Raw genomic sequence first — 17,779 nt, forward strand, 5'->3', positions numbered from 1 at the left:
CACCTACTCCCCTAGAATCCAAGACTGGACAGAAGATCATCAACTTCATCCTGCCCTGACACAACGTCTTCTCTTTTATCGGCATGAATCTGCGGACCTTCACCCCCAGAGGAGGATTTTTTCTGTTCTTGTTGTTTTTCATCGTGCTGAATACCGGCCATACGGTCGACGTGACCGGCCATTCGTACCAGACTGACCAGGCTTTCTTCGACATCGTGAACAAGGGTCGTTACCCGCTTGATCACCTGACCGGTCAGGTCCTGGAAGTCCTGCGCCAGCATGATATCGTTGAGGTTGCTGCTGATCTGACTACTCGACTGTTCGGTTTGCTCGAGGAATTCACCCATGCGCCGGTACAAGTCCCGGAACTCATCAGCGGCCATCTCGCGCCGCTGCAGGCGCTGCCAGTCATTGCGTAAGGCAGCGGCCTGCTGCCCGAGATCGGTCGCCACCGGAAGGGTGTCATCAACCAGATCCATGGTTTTATTGGCCGCGCCCTCAGTCAGCTTGACGACATAATCGAGCCGGTCAGAGGCATCGCTGATCTTGGACACTTCACCGTCTGGCTCCTGCTCTCCCAGAGCATGACTGGTATCCAGCTGAAAATTCACGATGGCATTGTGCAGTGCGCGGGTCAGCTGACCAACCTCATGGTAGAGGCCGCGATCACGCGCCTGGTTGATGGCATGAACCACCATGATGGCTTCACCGAACTTGCCCTGTTCCAGGTACTCGACCAATTGGCGCGCGTTGTCCTTGAGTGAGTTTTCGAACTCCTGAGCGGTCGCCTGGCCGGGATCCTTACTTAACGCCATAACCTGTACCCCGGTGCTTGATTATTGTGCCTGTACGCGCTCAAAAATCTTTTCGATCTTCTCTTTCAGAGCCTGGGCGGTAAAGGGTTTGACCACATAGCCATTGACGCCAGCCTGAGCCGCTTCAATGATCTGGTCACGCTTGGCTTCGGCAGTCACCATCAACACGGGCAAGTGTTTGAGGCGCTCGTCGGCGCGAACTGCTCGCAACAGGTCGATACCGCTCATGCCGGGCATGTTCCAGTCGGTCACCAGAAAGTCGAAGTTGCCGCTTTGCAGCATGGGCAGCGCAGACGTACCGTCATCGGCTTCAGCGGTATTGGTAAACCCGAGGTCGCGCAACAGGTTCTTGATAATCCGCCTCATTGTCGAAAAATCATCAACAATGAGAATTTTCATGTTCTTGTCCAAGTCGACCTCCGTACAAACCAGGAATCCAGCGGCTCGGTGCCCCGCCTACCTAATGTTATTGGCCAAACAAGCCGGTTAATAATCCAGCCGTCAGTCTACCGGACTTGCTGCAGCAGCGCTGCCGATAGCGACGAAAATAATCCCTGCGCATTGGGCGCCAACAGAACCGGGTCAGTCTCCCTGCCAACCCGACAATCGCGCTCGCAAGCGAGCAGCCGATTGCGAGTGGAGCTGACTTACCCGGGATTCGCTGACCCCGAGCACGGCGCCAATCTCTTTCAGGTTGAGCTCTTCGTCGTAATACAGCGACAACAGCAGCCGTTCACGCTCTGGCAGACTATCGATAGCCTCGACCAGGGCGGCGCGAAAGCGATCGTCACGCAAGCCATCAAACGGACCTTCTTCACCAACCGACTCGGCCGGCATCCCCGCAGCCAGCAAATCATCAAAACTGAACAGGCGGCTGCCGGCAGTATCGTTGAGCATGGCGTAATAATCGTCAACGCTTACGTCTAATTCGGCCGCAACCTCATGATCTTTAGCGTCACGCCCCAATCGGGACTCGACCGCACGTATCGCTTCACTGACCATCCGCGAATTACGGTGCACCGAACGTGGCGCCCAATCCCCCTTGCGCACCTCATCCAGCATGGCGCCACGAATGCGAATGCCGGCGTAGGTTTCAAAACTGGCGCCCTTGCCATGGTCGAACTTGCGCGACGCTTCAAGCAAACCGATCATGCCGGCCTGGAGCAAATCATCGACCTGAACACTGGCCGGCAAACGGCCCAGCAAATGATAAGCGATACGCTTGACCAACGGAGCAAACTGCTCCACCAACTGATCCTGATAATTATTATTTTGCGCTCGCGTATACATGCTCACCCCGCCAGCCGATGCCATCATAAGCCTGATCCTGTCCGCTGCACCAAGCGCTCGACAAAAAACTCGAGATGCCCGCGCGGGTTAGCCGGCAGCGGCCAGCCATCCACTTTTTGCGCTATGCCACGAATGGCAATAGAGGCCTTGCTGCGCGGAAAGGCTTCGTAAACTGCCTTTTGCTTCTGTACCGCCTTGCGTACCGACTCGTCGTAAGGAACTGCGCCAACATACTGAAGTGCGACATCCAGAAAACGATCCGTTACCTTGGTCAGCTTAGCAAAAACTGAACGGCCTTCCTGCGGCGTATGCACCATATTTGCCAGAACACGGAAACGGGTCATGCCGTGATCCCGGTTGAGCAGCTTGATCAAGGCGTAGGCATCGGTAATCGAAGTCGGTTCGTCACAGACGACCACCAGCACTTCCTGGGCAGCGCGCACAAAGCTGACCACCGAATCGCTGATCCCGGCAGCGGTATCCACAATCAGCACGTCAATATTCTGGCCGATATCACTGAAGGCCTGGATCAGACCGGCATGCTCCTGCGGTTGCAGATTGACCATCCGCGCAGCGCCAGAAGCCGCCGGCACGATGCGTATACCGCCCGGACCATCTATCAGCACGTCACGCAGCTCACAGGTACCGTCAAGCACGTCCACCAGAGTGGCTTTGGGTTTCAGGCCAAGCAGTACATCCACGTTGGCAAGACCAAGGTCAGCGTCAAGCAAGACGACGCGTCGCCCCAGATCAGCCAACGCCAGACTCAGGTTGACCGACACGTTAGTCTTGCCGATGCCGCCCTTGCCACCAGTGACTGCGATAACCTGAACCGGATGATTGCTCGCCATCTCGCTGCTTACCTTAATCTGTATTGTTTTCAACCAGCACGCTGGCTATTTAGTATACCGGCAAAAACGTCGGCCATGGTGGCATCTGCCGGTGTTTCCTCACTGGCCAGGCTGACTGCACGACTGACCAGCTTATGGCCAACGGCCTTACTGATGTCATCCGGAATACGCTGGCCATCTGCCAGATAGGCTAACGGCAAACCGACCTCCATAGCCAGCCCGAGTCCCTCACCCAGTGTCGCTGCCTCATCGACCTTGGTCAGCACACAGCCAACCAGGTTGCAGCGTTTATAGCTGTGCCAGGCAGCCTTGAGCACACGATACTGGCTGGTGGCCGGCAGTACCAGCAGAGGTTGCACTCGGCGACCCTGTTGCGCCAGCTCATTCAGCTGGCTGCGCAGCTCCGGATCATCCCCATGCATACCCGCAGTATCCACCAGCACCAGACGCTTGTCGGCAAAATCCGCCAACACCTCGCTCAGGTTGTTCTGTTCATCCACCACCCGTACCGGCACATTGAGAATACGGCCCAGGGTACGCAGCTGTTCATGGGCACCAATACGATAGGTATCCATGGTAACCAGAGCCACGTGTTGACTGCCGTGTTTGAGCACATAGCGCGCGGCCAGTTTGCCCAGGGTGGTAGTCTTGCCGGCGCCGGTCGGCCCAACCAGAGCGATAACACCGCCCTTGTCCACCAGGTCGGCTTCTGCAACCGGCAGGCTGTGCGCCAGATGAGCCAGGAGCAAGCGCCAGGCCTGGCGCTGATCGGAGATATCGGCCACCTTGGTCATCAATTGCTGCGACAGCTCTGCCGGCAAACCCAACTGGGTCAGCTTGCGCCACAACCCCGCCTGCTTGGGCTGCTGCTGATTGATCTGCCCCCAGGCCATGCTGCCCAGCTGTACTTCAAGCAAGTCCCGCAGGCCGGCAAGTTCGGCTTTCATCGCTTGCATACCGGCGCTGTCGCTGGCACTGGAGCTCGCCTGTTCGCTGTAGGCCTCAGGTGCTTTTGCGGGTTTGGCCAGCGGCGCCACATAAGGTTCGGTCGCTTCCTGCTGCAAGCGGGCGAGGAAATCACGGGCTTCAGTCGAGCCACTTTCAGCGGCCTCGCGCATGCTGTCGCCAAACATTTGGCGGTTGACTACCGGGCTGTCGCTTGAGCGCTCGCCGGCATCCAGTCGTGCCCGGGCGGTAACCATCTGCTCGCGGGTTTTCTTCAACTCACGATCCAGGCCCGGTGTGGGTGGCGTTACTCGTGCTGGCTCGTAATCCAGCGCAGCGGTCAGCTCAATTCCGCCAACTACCCGACGGTTGCCAATGATGGAAGCTTCCGGCCCCAGCTCGTCGCGGACCTGCTTCATCGCCTGACTCATGTTGGCGGCAAAGAAACGTTTGACTTTCATGGCTGACCTCACCCTTTATGCTCAATTCTGCCCGACGGTGGCCACGATAGTGACCTGCTTGTTGTCGGGAATCTCCTGGTAGGACAGTACGTGGGTACCTGGCGCGGCGTAGCGAACAAACTTCGCCATCATGTTGCGTACCGGACCGGCAACCAGCAATATTGCCGGCTTGCCTTGCATCTCCTGACGCTGAACCGCTTCTGCCAGGGAACGTTGCAGTTTTTCCGCCATTCCCGGCTCGAGCATGATGCCGTCTTCACCACCCTGTCCTGCCTTCTGAATACTCTGTAGCAACATCTGTTCCAACTTTGGATCCAGAGTGATCACAGGCAGCTCAACGTCAAGCCCGACAATGCTTTGCACGATTGAGCGAGACAAGGCGATGCGCACCGCAGCGATCAACGCGCCGGGATCTTGACTCTTGCTGGTCTGATTGGCGATGGCTTCGGCGATGGTACGAATGTCACGCACTGGCACCTGCTCTTGCAGCAGCCCCTGCAACACCTTGAGCAACCCGGACAGTGAAACAAGCCCCGGCACCAGCTCCTCCGCCAGCTTGGGTGAGGCCTTGGCCAACACCTGCATCAGCTGCTGCACCTCTTCGTGACCCAGCAACTCGTGGGCATGCTTGTGCATGATCTGGTTCAGGTGCGTAGCAACAACGGTACTCGCATCCACCACGGTATAGCCCAGCGACTGCGCCTGGTCTTTCTGCCCGGCTTCAATCCATACTGCTTCAAGACCAAAAGCCGGATCCTTGCCGGGAATACCCTTGATCTCGCCAAACACCTGTCCCGGATTGATCGCCAATTCACGGTCGGCATAGATCTCGGCTTCTGCCACACCAACGCCCATCAAGGTGATGCGGTAGACATTGGGCGCCAGATCCAGGTTGTCGCGAATATGTACCGAAGGCATCAAAAAGCCCAGATCCTGCGACAGTTTCTTGCGTACCCCCTTGATCCGCGCCAGCAACTGGCCACCCTGGTTGCGATCAACCAGGGGGATCAGACGGTAGCCGACTTCCAGGCCCAACATATCCACCGGGGTCACATCATCCCAACCCAGCTCTCGGGTTTCCGGCTTCTGCAATGCCGGTACCTCCGCTTCCTTGCGCTCCTCTTCCGCCGCGGCTTCTTCCTTGTTTTTCTGTTTCTGGGCTATCCAGTACGCGGCACCAGCAGCCAGCGCGCCGAGCGAGAGGAATGAAAAATGCGGCATGCCGGGAATCAGACCCATGACAATCAGAATACCGGCAGCAATAGCCATGGCTTTGGGTGAGGTAAACATTTGCCGCTGTACCTGGTCACCCATATCTTCCGAGGTAGAAACGCGGGTAACCATGACCGCCGCAGAGGTCGACAACAGCAACGAAGGAATTTGTGCCACCAAACCGTCACCGATGGTCAGTAGCACATAGATGCGCCCGGCTTCAGCAAAGGGCAAACCGTGCTGCGCCATGCCGATGGCCAGGCCACCAATGATATTGATCGCCAGAATCAGCAAGCCAGCCACGGCATCACCGCGAACAAATTTGCTGGCGCCGTCCATGGAACCATAGAAATCGGCTTCCTGAGCCACTTCCTGGCGTCTCAGCTTGGCTTCTTCCTGATTGATAATGCCGGCATTCAGGTCGGCATCAATCGCCATTTGCTTGCCCGGCATGGCGTCCAGGGTAAAACGGGCGCTGACCTCGGAAATACGTCCGGCACCTTTGGTCACAACCACGAAGTTGATAATCATCAGAATGGCAAACACCACCAGACCCACGACGTAATTACCACCGATGACCACTTCGCCAAAGGCCTGAATCACCTTGCCAGCGGCATCGCCACCCTCATGACCATATAACAGGACTACCCGTGTCGACGCTACGTTCAGTGCCAGGCGCAACAGGGTCGCTACCAGCAAAATGGTCGGGAAGACAGCAAAATCCAGTGGCCGCAAAGCATAGGCACAGACCAGCAACACCACCAGTGCCAGCGCAATATTGAACGTAAAAAAGGTGTCCAGCAGAAAAGGCGGCATCGGCAACATCATCATGCCGAGAATCACCAGCAGCAGAATCGGCACGCCCAGGCTGCCGTGACGCAAGCTGAGTAAACTGCTCCGCATATTCCCCAGCACTTGTGTGCGATCGACTGCCATGCCTGTCCTTTCCCCATCAAAAAGTTGACGCATAAAACCGCTTGCACAAGTACTCAGCAAGAAGCGTTCCATTTTACCGAGAATTTAGCCATGCATTCTCAACCACGGGCTGCCTCGAAGCCTGCGGCAATGATATGCTCTTGTGCTTACGGCCACCGCACCTGTTTGAGATGAGGCTCCATGAATCAGTTTTCTGCGCCGCTGTTAATCAGCCTGTTTGTACTGCTTGTTGGCTGTAGCGGCCTGCCTGAGCGGCAAACCGACAGTGGTGAAACAGACAAGGAAAGCACGTCCGACAGTCAAAGCGAACGCGAGACTGAGCTGGCTGAATTGTTTGCTCAACCCTACATCGATCCGCTGACTCGCTATCTGGAAGAGCATGAAGACAACCGCCGGTATAGCGCCTACATCGCGAAGGTCACCACCGAGAGAGACCAGCGCTGCCAGGCTATTGCCGAACAGTACCGCGGGCGGGCTGCCAGCCAGGAAAACCTGAACCGCTACCGTCGCGGTTACCTCTATTCCTGCCCGGATGATGTCAGTGCCTTTGCCGAGCGCGTCGAGAAAGCCATGGCAGTTGAGCGCCAGGCCAATCAGCGGAGTTCGGACACCCGTTCCTCTGTGCAGGAAACGACTCAGCGACAGATCAATAACTGCTACCTGTATTTCACCATTCGCAATCTGCGGCGGGCACGCAATAACTGTGAGCAACCGGCAGCAGCCGGTGACCCCAAGGCCCAGCACCACCTTGCCAGCCTGGAAAGAACGGATGGAGACCTGGCCAGCGCCCTGGAGTGGGCGCGGCTATCCGCAGAGCAGAATCATGCTCCCGGCCAACTGCTGTATGCTGAACTCTTGCAAACCGGCCAGGGTGACAACCTCAATAACCGCACGGCACTACAATGGCTGGAAGCAGCAGCGACACAGGGCCTGGCCGCAGCGCAATACGCTGCAGGGGTGGCCTATGCTGAGGGCCGTGGCACCAGTGTGGATACATCACGCAGCCGCAGCTACTGGTTTCAGGCCGCCGAGAAGAATCATCCTGATGCGCAGCTGGCGTTGGCAGAAAGCCTGCTGGCAGATAACACCGCCCAGACCGGCGCCGCTCGCGAGTGGTTGAGTCGCGCTGCTCGACTGGGGTCGACCCGGGCACAAATGCGTCTTGCCGAGAGTTTTGCCAAAGGCCTGGATGGCGCACCCGATGCCCAGCAAGCCTATATCTGGTATAGCCTGGCCCTGCTCGGCGGTGAGAGCGACGCCAGAGCCCACGTCGAAGAACAAGCCAGCCGGTTGTCCGATGAGCAACTGAATGCCGCTCAGCGTCGTATTCGCGACGACCACCGACAGATGCCCAGATGAAAGCTCCCCCGCGAGCAGTCAATCTCCGTCACAGCATACTTCTGGTGCTCGGACTGCTGGTACTGCTGTTCATTCTGGGCATGTGGCTGATGTCCACCCTGAACCTCAATTTTGCCCAGCAGGCAATGACCCAGCTTCGCGAACAACAGGTGGCCGACACCTTTTATGCCAACCTTGATCGCATAAACAGTCACCACAGCCTGATGGAGAAAAACACCCGTGACCTTGCCCGCATGACCCAACAATGGCATGCACTGGGCGGCAGCCTGACTGAGCTGGACACCATGCTGGAAACCACACTCGCAGAATTCCCTGACGTCTACGCTGCGAGCCTGCTGTTTGATGATGCCCCGCAGGGAAACAGTAGCCCACTGAACCTGTTCGCCTATCGCGATGGCGCGCATATTCAGCTGGATACCGAGAGTCCTCGCTGGCAACAAGGGAGTGGCTACCCTGAGTTGCACGAGATACTCAAGACTCACCCGGAACCCGCTGCACTGCATTGGACACCCGCCTACTACAGCATCCGCAGCGATGCGGTCGTCATCAGCCTGAGCACCCCCTTGCGGAATAGCGCGGGCGACTGGCTGGGGGTTGCCAGTACCGACTGGCGCGCCGACGACATCATCCGTCTGGTCAGTCGGGTTGAAGTTACCCCGAGCACCTTCGCCTTTCTGCTCGACCGCGAGAATCGCAACCTGAGCAGCCTGGCTCTGGCCGACACGCCAAAAGCCCAGCAACTGATGGATGCTATCGCAGACCGTGAACTGCACCAGCGACAGGTCGAAACCAATAGCGCTACCTCACTGACTGCTCGCGAATTGCTGGCACCCATGCAAAAAGACCGGATACGCATAGCAGGTGGCGATTATGCGCTGTTCTTTTCCACTACACGTGCGGGCATGACCTTTGGTATTGGTGTACCTCAGGCTGAAATCGATGCCGTATTAACGCCCATGCGTCAGAGCAATCTGCGCATTGCGCTGGGCATCGGCAGTGTGCTGTTACTGTTATCGGGAATCATCCTGTTCATGGTAGCCAGTACGCTCAGGCAGCTGCATAACCTGTATACCGACAGCCTGACCGGCCTGCCCAACCGGGCCCGGTTGCTGCTGGATTTGCGCAAGCGCAGCAAGCAGGGTTCGCTGGTGCTGCTCAACCTGGATGCCTTCAAGGAAATCAATGATGTGTATGGCCACCCCTGTGGTGATCACATCATCCTGCACCTGGCCAACAGCCTGACCGACTTCATGCGCACCAACCAGTCGTGGGCCAGCGCTCGGCTGTACCGAATGCCGGCGGACGAATTTGCCATCTGGCTGCCTGGGCGCCTTCAAACGCATGTGTTGCAAGATCGCCTCGCCAATCTGCACCACTTTCTCAATAGCCTGAACAGCCGCTGGGAAGACCAGCAGATCCCCCTGAGTGCCAGTCTTGGCCTGGCCAGCAGCTGGCAACTGGATAGCCAGCAACACCAGGCGCATGAGCTGCTTTCCTGTGCCAACATCGCCCTCAAGCAAGCGCGCCTGAGCCAGAACAGCTTGCGTATCTATGACCCGGCACAAGGCATAAAACGCGACTACGAGCATAATCTGCAGTGGGCCAACCGGTTGAAAACCGCACTGGAAAACGGCCGCATCCGCCCATACTTCCAGCCCATAATGGATGTGCGAACGGGGAAAATCGGCAAATACGAATGCCTGGTCAGGCTCATTGATGAACAGGAAGTAGCGGTCAGCCCGGGAGAGTTTCTCGCCGTAGCCAAAAAAATCCGTCTATACCGTTCGCTCACACGGACCATGGTTGAACAGGCCGTTGAGCGCTTTCGCGGTACTGACCAGCAATTTTCCCTCAACCTGTCCGGTGAGGATTTGCTCGACAGCGATCTGACCGACTTTATTCTGCAGCAGTTGGCCGACAACCAGGTTGCCGGTCAGGTCATCTTCGAGATTCTGGAGTCCGAAGGCATTGAAAATTACGCGGCAGTTCGCCAATTTATTGATCAGGCCAAGGCTATGGGCTGCCAGATTGCGATTGACGATTTTGGTACTGGCTACTCCAACTTCGAACACTTGCTGCGGCTGAATGTTGACCTGATCAAGATTGACGGCAGCCTGATCCGTCAGCTCGACCATGACAGTACCGCACTGACCCTGACCCGGGGCATTGTCCAGTTTGCCCGTGAGCTTGGCATGCAGACCGTAGCCGAATTCGTGCACAACCAGGCGGTATTTGACCAGGTGCAGCACCTGGGTATCGATTTCGCTCAGGGTGCTTATATCGGTATGCCGGGCGCCGAGCTGCTACCCAGCGAGGCTGCGGACGGGGCTAACGATAAATAATATCGCTGCGCATGGGTGCCAGCCGTGCCAGCAGACGATTTTGTGCAGCGACCGGCACGCCCTGCTCTTGCATGGCCGCAATCAGATCCTCAACCAGCGCATTGAAGTCCGACTCGGTCAGGTCCATACCGGTATGACTCTCGGCCATGCTGTCACCGGTGTATTCACACGGCCCACCCGCCTCGAAGCAGAACTGCTCGATCAACATGTCATGCAGCCGGTCAATGTCAGTGTCCTGGAAATGATGGACGATGCGCGGGTTCTCGGAAATATTGATCAGCAGGCCTTCGACGATACGGGCAATTCCGGCCTGACCACCCAGGGCCTGATACAGATCATCATCAGCTGGCGGCTTCTCGGGCGCAGCACAGGCACCGAGCCCCAGACACAAGACAGCAATGGGCAACAAACGCATGGTGACTCCTAATAACTCAGCTGCAATGACAGGTACATGCCGGTCTGATCGTCCAGCGTAGCGATCGACCCCAGGTCGGCCCAGGCCGCAACCACGGCAAGGTGTTTGTTCGGGAAATAACCCACGAAAATATCTTTCCAGTCACTTTCACGGGCAAACGACAGATTGTCTGGCTTCTGCCGATACTCGACTCCGACAACCCAATGGGGACTTGGCATTACCGCGACACTGGCCTCACCCAACCAGTCATGCTGATCGTTCCGGTCGCCACCAAAGCCCAGCAACCCGGTCTGGTTGGCACGGCTGTAGCGCAGCGTGCCATTCAGCAACAGGTTATAGCCAAAAGCCCCACCCAACACCAGCCGACTGGCTGATATGTAAGCATCTTCATCACTGCTGCGCCGCGCCCCGACCGTTTGCGGAATAGTAAAATTTCGCTGACGCTTGTGCTGCAAACCGGCCGACACCTGGGGTAAGCGGTCATACACCAGATCACCGAACAGGCGTACCTTGAGGCCGAAGACGTCCTGATGCAGGCTGCTGTCCGGCAAGCTCAATTGCCGGCTCAGGCGACCGATATCCAGGCGCTGGCGGGCGACTGACAACTCCACCCGATTGGCATAGCTGAAGCTGGCGCCAAAACTGTCAAAACGATAGTCCCGGGTATCCACATGGGTCGCGAATACATCGCCACCCCACTGCTCACGGGTCGCGTAACCGGACATCACGGCCCAGGGCACAATGCCGCCGCCAGCCGCGCCTTCAATACTGGTGGCACCGCCGGTCGCCAACAAACGATCACCCGCAAATGCCGGACTCAGAGCTGTCGCAGCCAACAGGAGACTGCTCAGTCCCAGCAATTGCAGCAATCTGCGTGATGTGGATCCAATCTGCATAGGTTCAGTTTCCTTGAATAACCGGTTTTTCGCGTGCTTGCAGCCACTTTTCCAGGTCAGCCACCGGCAGTGGGCGGCTGATGAAATAGCCCTGACCTATCTCGCAGCCGTGTTCACGCAACCAATTCAGGCTGGCCTCATCCTCAATACCTTCGGCAACGACCTGCAAGTTCATATTGTGAGCCAACTCAATGGTTGAGCGCACAATCACCGCATCATCTGCGTTCTGAGCCAGGTTGAGAACAAAGGACTTATCGATCTTGAGTATCTGTACCGGCAGGCTTTTCAATGTCGCCAGGGATGAGTAACCGGTTCCGTAATCATCCACAGCGAGGCTTATACCCAGCTCGCGCAATCGGCGCAGATTGACAATGCTGGCTTCCGGATCACGCATCAAGGCACTTTCCGTCACTTCCAGCGACAACGATTGTGGCGCTATCTGATAGCGCTCCAGCGCATTGCGCACCTGGGCCGGAAAGCCGGCATTCTCCAGATCCCGGGTCGAGACGTTCATTGCCACTTCGATATACCAACCTGCAGCCTGCCAGCGTTGCAACTGTGTCATGACCGCTTCCAGCATCCACTCGGTCAACAAGCCAATACTGCCGGTTTCTTCTGCCAGGACAATAAATTCATCCGGGCCGACAGGACCCAGTCGGCCATGGTGCCATCGTATCAATGCCTCTACGGCATGAACCTTACCCGTTGCCATGCATAGCTTTGGCTGAAAGACGACGGACAACTCATTGAGGCGAACAGCATGGGGCAGGTCACGAATCAATTGCATACGGCGCTGATAGGCCTGATCACGCTCGCTCTGGTACACCGCAAGACGATCAGCGCCCGGCTGGGCGGACGACACCGCCATGCGCACGCGGCGCAGCAACTCATCGCCATGATTACCCTGCTCTGGCCATAACACCAGCCCAGCCAGCCAGGTCAGGCTCTGTTTGCCGCCGGGCATACGCACGTCAGTGGAGAGCAGAGTCAGAGCCCGATCGGCATGGACCGCTGCCTGCGCCAGGGACTCCTGCTCCAGAAGTAAAAAGAATCCTTCACCGGGCTGATAGGCAATCAACTCGCTGTGTTCATCCCCTTGCTGCAAGGCGTCAGCCAGTTCAATGATGGCCTGCTCGAACGCCGCCTGACCATGCACCCGAATGATCGCATCCACCTCGGCCAACGCCAGTAACACCAGAACCCCGTGCTGCCGCGCCTGCAAGGACTCATCCAGTCGGCCATGCAAACGCGTCAGATTGGCCAGACCGGTCAAAGGATCATGCAGGGCATTGTGCTGGATTTGCTGCTCACGTTCGGCGATTTCGCCGCGCATCCGGTCGATACTCTGCGCCAGCAAGCCCAGTTCATCGCTGCGCTGCAGGCTCGCCTGCGCCCGGTAGTCACCACTACCGATCCGCCGCGCCATGATCGCCAACTCGCTGACCGGTCGCGACAGGCTGCCGGCCAGCAGCATGGCAGCAATAAAGGAGATCACCAGCGCCAGCAAGGCAATCAACCATAGCTCCCGCTTGAGCACATCAAAAATGGCCAGAGCTTCTCGCAAGGGGCTGAGCATTTCGGCGTAAACCGCCCACGGCGCTTCATCCAGCAAGTCAAGCCGCGTGGTCAGGTAATATTCCCCCGCCAGCACTCGCATCGCTGCAGCATCCTCCGCACGCGCCGGTGCAAAGTCACGCAGGGTGGCAACCTGATCGACGACCTGGTCTTGCTCACGGGTGACAAAACTGACCTCCAGGCCGGTCAGGGCACGCATATCAGTGGCCAACTCGGCATCCAGTGCAAACGCCAGCACTACTTGTCCGAGCAGCCTGGGGGCATGCACCAGCGCTTCGACCAGCAAATACGGCCGCCCTCCCAGCACCGCCAACATGCCGCCCTGAGGCAAGGGTTGCATGGCTTGCAGATCCAGATCATCACGACCGTCAACCGCACCCTGACTGGTCGCCCGAACACGGCCATCGGTATCCAGAAACAGGGCCTGATCAGCGCCAATGCGTGCCGCCTGATTGCGCAACGCCGAGGCCAGTGTCGGCATGTCACCACTGGCCACAGCGTCGCGGAAACCAAAATCCGCTACCAGCACTTCGGCGGCGTTGGCCAGCTCCCGCGCACGCAGCGCAAGCAGACGATCCAGAACATTGGCGCCAACAACAAGCTGCCGGTGCGCCTGTCGCTCAGCAGAGTTACTGGTGGTATTCAGGACGGCCGCAAAAACTGCCAGCAGAACCCCGGCCAGCAGTGCAATCAGCACCAGCATCAGCCGGGTTCGCAGTCGCTTAATCTTTGGCATGACCGGCAGCCCGGCGGAAACGTTGCTGTAAAGGCGACAGTTCAGGCTCAGCGCTGGTTACCTCTGCAGGGATAGCAATCTGAAGCCCATGCTGGCCCGCAGCAAACACACCCAGATCCACTGGAGCCGCATCCTGCAAGCGTGGATGCCAGACGGCTACCAGCCATTCTCCGGCAGGCAGGTCGACCAGCTCAACGTCGCCTGCCGCGTCGGTGACAGCATGGCGGGCCTGTTCGGCTACCAGAATATAGCCACGCATCCGGTCATGGATATTACAGCCCAGCACGACTGCGCCGGGCTTGTCGAACAGTACCGGAGGCGCTTCCGAGCCCTTGAACAGACGCAATTCGAAACGTTTGGCTGGCGAAAAAGAGTAAACGTGGTGGCGCACATCATCGCTATTGGGGAACTCCACCTCGGTGGCTGGCGGAACCACCAGCACCTGTGGCGTAAACTGCATATCAACCTGATCCATGACTGCAGCAGACAGGGGGGCAGCGGCGCTACCGGTATCCACCAGCACAACGGCTCCGGATAACGGGTTGCCAGCCGAGTCGCTGAGCTGCAGACTCAAGGTTTGCGCGGAGATTCCAACACTGGCCAGCAAAACCAACGTGGCGGTCAGCCCTACAGCAAACAATCGCCACCTCAGCACAGGTAATACCATTTGAATGCGCCCGTGAATGCACTTGAAGTTTGATATTACGACAGTAGCATAATTTTTCTGATACCAACCGAGCAATACAACCATGCCGATCCCCCTGTCCGTACTTGATCTTTGCCCGGTACCTGCCGGCAAGACACCGCGAGATGCCTTGCACAACAGCCTGGCACTTGCTCGTCACTGTGAAACGGCGGGTTACCAGCGCTATTGGGTCGCCGAACACCACAATATGACCGGCATTGCCAGCGCCGCCACCTCGGTGGTAATGGGCTTTCTTGCCGCCGGCACCGATACAATCCGCATCGGCTCAGGCGGCATCATGCTGCCCAACCACGCTCCCCTGCAGATCGCCGAACAGTTCGGCACCCTGGAATCCTTGTATCCCGGGCGAATTGACCTTGGCCTCGGCCGCGCTCCCGGCACGGACCCCGCCACAGCCGCTGCATTGCGCCGGGGCCGCAGCGATGGCGAGGACTTTCCGCAGATGCTGGATGAGTTACGTCGGCTATTTGCGCCCGCACAGCCCGGGCAACGGCTGCGGGCAACGCCCGGTGCGGGCCTGGCGGTCCCCCTCTGGCTGTTGGGCTCCAGCACTTTCAGTGCGCAGCTGGCAGGCCAGCTCGGACTGCCATTTGCTTTTGCCGGGCAGTTTTCCCCGGATTACCTGCACGCTGCACTGGCAACCTATCGGGACCATTTCCAACCATCCGAACAATTGGCAGAGCCCTACGCCATGCTCGGTATCAATGCCTATGTAGCCGAGAGTCGTGAACAGGCACACTTTTTCGCCAGCTCCCATCAACAGGCATTCCTTAACCTGGTGCGCGGCACGCCGGGACAACTGCCCCCGCCGGTCGAGGACATGGAAGCTCTCTGGCAACCCCATGAACGCCAGCACGTCATGTCTACCCTGGCTGGCACCCTGATCGGCGACGAAACGGCCGTGAGTGAACAGCTGGCGAGTCTGCAGGAACGCACACACGTCAATGAACTGATCGTCAACAGCAGCATTTATGATCAGGCGGCACGGCGCGATAGCTTCAGTCGCCTGATGCGGGTCAACCGTCAGCTATGAGTTTCCGGGGAACCCCTGAAACACAGGTAGTTTTTCAAAGGCTTGCTGGAGCAATTGGCCGGGCCAAATGCGAGAAAGCAGGCACTTAACACGTCAACCATAGTCTATTCATGGGGTGACAATGAATGCATGGGGGTAGTTATGGCCAGATTCACATCAAGCGATGGCGTTGATATCTACTACCAGCAGTGGGGCGCACGCCAGCCCGGTCCGCCGGTCATTCTGCAACACGGCTATGTAGCCAACGCCAGGCTGAACTGGGTCATGCCCGGCATAGTTCGCGCGCTGACGCGTGCCGGGCGCCGGGTCATTGCACTTGACGCCCGCGGGCACGGGCGGTCCGGCAAGCCCCATGAAAGCAGCTTCTATGGTGAATCCAGAATGGCGCTGGACATCATTGCGCTGATGGATGAACTGGGACTGGATGAAGTTGATCTGGTGGGTTACTCCATGGGCGCAACCGTTGCCCTGCTGACCGCCGTCGGCGAGAAGCGCATACGGCGCTTGGTGATAGGCGGCATTGGTGGCTCCACGCTTGACCTCGGCAGTAACCGTGCGCGGGGCAGCAAAGCGCTGGCCTCAGCCATGCTGGCGCGTCGACGTTCTTCGATTCGGCATCCGATATTGGCAGGTTTCCGACTATTTGCCGACCTCATCTGGGCTGACCGCAAGGCGCTTGCCGCGCAAGCATTGGCGTTTCACCGCCAGCGCATTCCACTGGAACGCATCACGGCCAGTACGCTGGTTCTCGCGGGGCGTGATGACTCCTTTGCCACCAGCCCGCAGCGGCTGCACGCCGCCATTCCGGGCTCAGAGCTGGTGATTACCCGGGGCAATCACAGCACAGCCTTGTGGAAACCGGCATTCCATTCCGCCATTGTCGACTTTCTGGCATGAAAGGCAAAGCGGAAACCCTATGACACAGTAGTTTTTACCCTGCTTCTCAGGTATAAAGAGCGGCGTGCGGGTGTAGCTCAATGGTAGAGCAGAAGCTTCCCAAGCTTACGACGAGGGTTCGATTCCCTTCACCCGCTCCATGTCTATGTATCATCCGCCATCACCACTCCCACAAAAAATCGCAAAGCACTGATTTAGCTTGATTTTTCTGCCCCATACAGATTCAAGCGCTATCATTTGCTAGCAGGCCAGCGCGTCACGCCTTGTATGGTGCTAATGGCCATTGACATGCATCAAGCCCCCCTTGCCTCAAGGCCAGGTGCTCTACCCTCAAATAGGTCCACGATGTCTGCGTGGCCTTTCTCTCGTGCTAATTCCAGGCTTGTTTTCCCGGTTTGATCCCTGATGGTTGGGTCACCACCATGCTCCAAGAGAATCTGCACCACATCAGTCTTTCCATACGCAACGGCAGCTTGAAGGGCCGTGTAGTTTCGTTTTCCTTGGTTCTGCTCCGTCCTGTGGGCGAAATGCGCGTTGACCTTTCCGCCTTTGGCTAGTGCGAGTTGAACCAGGTCAGTCCTGCCGAGAGCGCAGAATCCGATGAACGGTGAAACGCCGAATGCATTCGGTTGGTTCACGTCCGCGCCCTGCTCAATAAGATAGGTAGCCACATCCCAGTTGTCGTGTTCCACAGCTTTGATTAGGGCAGTGTCACCGTAGGCGACTTGACCATTTATATCGGCCCCGCCTTCAAGTATCAGCTTGACGACCTCGAGATTACCGTAGGCTGCAGCGAACGCGAGCGGTTTGTTGACCTGATTGGGTTGTTGCGGCGGGTCAAGGTTTACATTGCCCTTCGCGATGATGCGTTCAACGTGTGCGGTATCTTTCGCTCGAATTGCCTCGAACAGTACCTCGTCAGGCGCGCTACAGGCGCTCAGGATCGTGGCGGCCAGTAGAGCCAGTAGTGTCTTTTTCATTGTTCTTCTCGGAATGTGGACTTCCCCCAATAAAGTGGACACGCCCACATCAGTTAATTATCTCGAACTCTAGCGGAGTCCGGTAACCAAGGAGCCTCTCACTAACTCCCTGCTGAAGCGTGCAGATGCTGTGCTTGGTTGGGACGTGAAGGCTGGTTGCCTTTACCAGCAACAAAATGCCGCAGGTCTGCGCTTCAGGCCCAGCCCTTCGGGGTTTTCAGGCTGAGCATGCAATGAGTTATTCAGAGTTCCCTGGCGCAAAACCAGAACAGCCGCCCGCTTGCCGAATCATAGCGGTTCAAGAGCCGATGTCGCTCACACCTGGTTGAG

15 protein-coding genes and 1 tRNA gene are annotated in these 17,779 nt (G+C 57.7%); 5 read left to right on the forward strand and 11 right to left on the reverse strand.

Annotated elements, in window-relative coordinates; genetic code table 11:
• Nucleotides 1-11: 11 nt before the first annotated feature.
• The 6 genes from BLU07_RS09390 to flhA all read right to left on the reverse strand — a co-directional run bounded on the left by BLU07_RS09390 (nt 12) and on the right by flhA (nt 6,510).
• Complete coding sequence (locus BLU07_RS09390; RefSeq protein WP_092386314.1) at nt 12-815, reverse strand: protein phosphatase CheZ; 804 nt, start codon at nt 813-815, stop codon at nt 12-14.
• A 21-nt stretch (nt 816-836) separates the two neighbouring features.
• Nucleotides 837-1,214: a chemotaxis response regulator CheY gene (locus tag BLU07_RS09395; RefSeq protein WP_092389738.1), complete on the reverse strand. Its 378-nt coding sequence runs from the start codon at nt 1,212-1,214 to the stop codon at nt 837-839.
• 183 nt (nt 1,215-1,397) lie between these two features.
• Nucleotides 1,398-2,129, reverse strand: a complete 732-nt coding sequence (locus BLU07_RS09400; RefSeq protein WP_092389740.1) for an RNA polymerase sigma factor FliA — start codon at nt 2,127-2,129, stop codon at nt 1,398-1,400.
• Nucleotides 2,129-2,956, reverse strand: a complete 828-nt coding sequence (gene fleN, locus BLU07_RS09405) for a flagellar synthesis regulator FleN (RefSeq protein ID WP_092386316.1) — start codon at nt 2,954-2,956, stop codon at nt 2,129-2,131. Before fleN ends, BLU07_RS09400 begins: the two co-directional genes overlap by 1 nt.
• 29 nt (nt 2,957-2,985) lie before the next feature.
• Nucleotides 2,986-4,362, reverse strand: coding sequence for a flagellar biosynthesis protein FlhF (flhF, locus tag BLU07_RS09410; protein ID WP_092386318.1), 1,377 nt, complete (start codon nt 4,360-4,362; stop codon nt 2,986-2,988).
• Nucleotides 4,363-4,383: 21 nt separating this feature from the next.
• Nucleotides 4,384-6,510 carry a flagellar biosynthesis protein FlhA gene (gene flhA / locus BLU07_RS09415; RefSeq protein WP_092386320.1) on the reverse strand — a complete coding sequence of 709 codons (2,127 nt, stop codon included), beginning with the start codon at nt 6,508-6,510 and terminating at the stop codon, nt 4,384-4,386.
• 180 nt (nt 6,511-6,690) lie between these two features.
• On the opposite strand from flhA, the gene BLU07_RS09420 reads away from it, so the two are divergent.
• Nucleotides 6,691-7,869 (forward strand): tetratricopeptide repeat protein, encoded by a 1,179-nt coding sequence (locus BLU07_RS09420; RefSeq protein WP_092386322.1) that lies wholly within the window; start codon nt 6,691-6,693, stop codon nt 7,867-7,869.
• Nucleotides 7,866-10,211, forward strand: coding sequence for a bifunctional diguanylate cyclase/phosphodiesterase (locus tag BLU07_RS09425; RefSeq protein WP_092386324.1), 2,346 nt, complete (start codon nt 7,866-7,868; stop codon nt 10,209-10,211). The genes BLU07_RS09420 and BLU07_RS09425 overlap by 4 nt, the downstream gene beginning before the upstream one ends.
• Here BLU07_RS09425 and BLU07_RS09430 read toward each other — a convergent pair.
• The 4 genes from BLU07_RS09430 to BLU07_RS09445 are packed head-to-tail and all read right to left on the reverse strand — an operon-like array spanning nt 10,198 to nt 14,473.
• Nucleotides 10,198-10,626: a group I truncated hemoglobin gene (locus BLU07_RS09430; protein ID WP_092386326.1), complete on the reverse strand. Its 429-nt coding sequence runs from the start codon at nt 10,624-10,626 to the stop codon at nt 10,198-10,200. The two genes, BLU07_RS09425 and BLU07_RS09430, sit on opposite strands and share 14 nt — an antisense overlap.
• An 8-nt stretch (nt 10,627-10,634) precedes the next feature.
• Nucleotides 10,635-11,522 carry a DUF3034 family protein gene (locus BLU07_RS09435; RefSeq protein WP_092386328.1) on the reverse strand — a complete coding sequence of 296 codons (888 nt, stop codon included), beginning with the start codon at nt 11,520-11,522 and terminating at the stop codon, nt 10,635-10,637.
• Between the two features lie 4 nt (nt 11,523-11,526).
• A complete protein-coding gene (locus BLU07_RS09440) occupies nt 11,527-13,833 on the reverse strand; it encodes a putative bifunctional diguanylate cyclase/phosphodiesterase (RefSeq protein ID WP_092386330.1) in 2,307 nt (768 codons plus the stop codon).
• Nucleotides 13,820-14,473 (reverse strand): methylamine utilization protein, encoded by a 654-nt coding sequence (locus tag BLU07_RS09445; protein WP_157719164.1) that lies wholly within the window; start codon nt 14,471-14,473, stop codon nt 13,820-13,822. The genes BLU07_RS09440 and BLU07_RS09445 overlap by 14 nt, the downstream gene beginning before the upstream one ends.
• 109 nt (nt 14,474-14,582) lie before the next feature.
• Here BLU07_RS09445 and BLU07_RS09450 point away from each other — a divergent pair, with 109 nt between their 5' ends.
• From BLU07_RS09450 to BLU07_RS09460, 3 genes are all read left to right on the forward strand, one after another.
• Nucleotides 14,583-15,572, forward strand: coding sequence for an LLM class flavin-dependent oxidoreductase (locus BLU07_RS09450; RefSeq protein WP_092386334.1), 990 nt, complete (start codon nt 14,583-14,585; stop codon nt 15,570-15,572).
• Between the two features lie 141 nt (nt 15,573-15,713).
• On the forward strand, nt 15,714-16,469 hold the full coding sequence (locus BLU07_RS09455) for an alpha/beta fold hydrolase (protein WP_092386336.1): 756 nt from the start codon (nt 15,714-15,716) through the stop codon (nt 16,467-16,469).
• Nucleotides 16,470-16,535: 66 nt separating this feature from the next.
• Nucleotides 16,536-16,609 (forward strand) — tRNA-Gly (locus BLU07_RS09460).
• A 153-nt stretch (nt 16,610-16,762) separates the two neighbouring features.
• Here BLU07_RS09460 and BLU07_RS09465 read toward each other — a convergent pair.
• Nucleotides 16,763-17,449: an ankyrin repeat domain-containing protein gene (locus BLU07_RS09465; RefSeq protein WP_092386338.1), complete on the reverse strand. Its 687-nt coding sequence runs from the start codon at nt 17,447-17,449 to the stop codon at nt 16,763-16,765.
• Between the last annotated feature and the right edge of the window lie 330 nt (nt 17,450-17,779).

This window comes from Halopseudomonas salegens, assembly GCF_900105655.1.
GTDB classification, from domain to species: Bacteria; Pseudomonadota; Gammaproteobacteria; order Pseudomonadales; family Pseudomonadaceae; genus Halopseudomonas; species Halopseudomonas salegens.

Excerpts from the sequence above, each read along its gene's own strand:
- flhF (WP_092386318.1), bottom strand. The coding sequence starts at position 4,362 with ATGAAAGTCAAACGTTTCTTTGCCGCCAACATGAGTCAGGCGATGAAG.
- BLU07_RS09400 (WP_092389740.1), bottom strand. The coding sequence starts at position 2,129 with ATGGCATCGGCTGGCGGGGTGAGCATGTATACGCGAGCGCAAAATAAT.
- BLU07_RS09440 (WP_092386330.1), bottom strand. The coding sequence starts at position 13,833 with ATGCCAAAGATTAAGCGACTGCGAACCCGGCTGATGCTGGTGCTGATT.
- BLU07_RS09465 (WP_092386338.1), bottom strand. The coding sequence starts at position 17,449 with ATGAAAAAGACACTACTGGCTCTACTGGCCGCCACGATCCTGAGCGCC.
- BLU07_RS09395 (WP_092389738.1), bottom strand. The coding sequence starts at position 1,214 with ATGAAAATTCTCATTGTTGATGATTTTTCGACAATGAGGCGGATTATC.
- BLU07_RS09425 (WP_092386324.1), top strand. The coding sequence starts at position 7,866 with ATGAAAGCTCCCCCGCGAGCAGTCAATCTCCGTCACAGCATACTTCTG.
- BLU07_RS09420 (WP_092386322.1), top strand. The coding sequence starts at position 6,691 with ATGAATCAGTTTTCTGCGCCGCTGTTAATCAGCCTGTTTGTACTGCTT.
- BLU07_RS09450 (WP_092386334.1), top strand. The coding sequence starts at position 14,583 with ATGCCGATCCCCCTGTCCGTACTTGATCTTTGCCCGGTACCTGCCGGC.
- BLU07_RS09435 (WP_092386328.1), bottom strand. The coding sequence starts at position 11,522 with ATGCAGATTGGATCCACATCACGCAGATTGCTGCAATTGCTGGGACTG.
- fleN (WP_092386316.1), bottom strand. The coding sequence starts at position 2,956 with ATGGCGAGCAATCATCCGGTTCAGGTTATCGCAGTCACTGGTGGCAAG.
- flhA (WP_092386320.1), bottom strand. The coding sequence starts at position 6,510 with ATGGCAGTCGATCGCACACAAGTGCTGGGGAATATGCGGAGCAGTTTA.
- BLU07_RS09430 (WP_092386326.1), bottom strand. The coding sequence starts at position 10,626 with ATGCGTTTGTTGCCCATTGCTGTCTTGTGTCTGGGGCTCGGTGCCTGT.
- BLU07_RS09390 (WP_092386314.1), bottom strand. The coding sequence starts at position 815 with ATGGCGTTAAGTAAGGATCCCGGCCAGGCGACCGCTCAGGAGTTCGAA.
- BLU07_RS09455 (WP_092386336.1), top strand. The coding sequence starts at position 15,714 with ATGGCCAGATTCACATCAAGCGATGGCGTTGATATCTACTACCAGCAG.